This window comes from Paracoccus sp. S4493 (genome assembly GCF_000967735.1).
Lineage (GTDB): Bacteria > Pseudomonadota > Alphaproteobacteria > Rhodobacterales > Rhodobacteraceae > Paracoccus > Paracoccus marcusii.
Genome location: NZ_JXYF01000027.1, coordinates 1 through 801 on the forward strand (window position 1 = coordinate 1; position 801 = coordinate 801).

Consider the following 801-nt stretch of genomic DNA (forward strand, 5'->3'; position numbering starts at 1 on the left):
GCGCATGATCGACGAGGCCGGCACGACCGGCAAGGTGGGGATCATGTCCTATGTCGCGGGCGTCGGGTCCGAGATCGGGCGCGTCGGCTGCTTCACCACCTACCTGCAGGAGAATTCCGACCTGGAGATCGTGGGTCCGCTCTATTCGCAAAGCCAGATGGCCAACGCGCTGAACCAGACCACCGACATGCTGGCGTCGAACCCGGACCTGGTCGGCATCTTCGGTGCGAACGAACCCACGGCCGTCGGCATGGGGCGCGCGATCGAGCAGGCGGGCAAGGCGGGCCAGCTGACCGCCCTGGGCTTTGACGGGAACGAGGACCTGCAGCAGTTCGTGCGCGACGGCGTGCTGACGGCGACGGCGGTGCAGGGATCGTTCGCCATGGGCGAGATGGGCGTGCAGACCGTGATGGACATCCTGGCCGGAGAAACGGTCGAGCCGTTCATCAACACCGGCGTGGTGATGGTCGACAAGGCCAACATCGAGTCCGACGAGGCCAGGAACGTCCTCTACTGATGCTGCCGGGGACCGCCCGCGCGGTCCCCGATCACCGACACGTTGCAAGGGGCATGCCCATGTCAGACCAGCCGCTGGTCCAGATGATCGACATCGAAAAGCATTTCGGCGGCGTCCGGGCCGTCGATCATGTCTCGGTCAGCCTCTATCCGGGCGAGGTGGTGGGCCTTCTGGGGCATAACGGCGCGGGCAAGTCCTGCCTGATGCGCATCCTGTCAGGCGCCATGACCCCCAGCAGCGGAGAGATCCGCGTGAACGGCACGGCGGTCCGCTTTGCCGAACCC

At 66.2% G+C, this 801-nt stretch carries 2 protein-coding genes; both read left to right on the plus strand.

The window, feature by feature from the left end; genetic code table 11:
* Positions 1-517, plus strand: a 517-nt coding sequence (locus tag TW83_RS05600) for a substrate-binding domain-containing protein (RefSeq protein ID WP_045981795.1), incomplete at its 5' end; no start/stop codon positions are given.
* Between the two features lie 59 nt (positions 518-576).
* A partial coding sequence (locus tag TW83_RS05605; protein WP_045981796.1) for an ATP-binding cassette domain-containing protein occupies positions 577-801 on the plus strand: 225 nt, incomplete at its 3' end.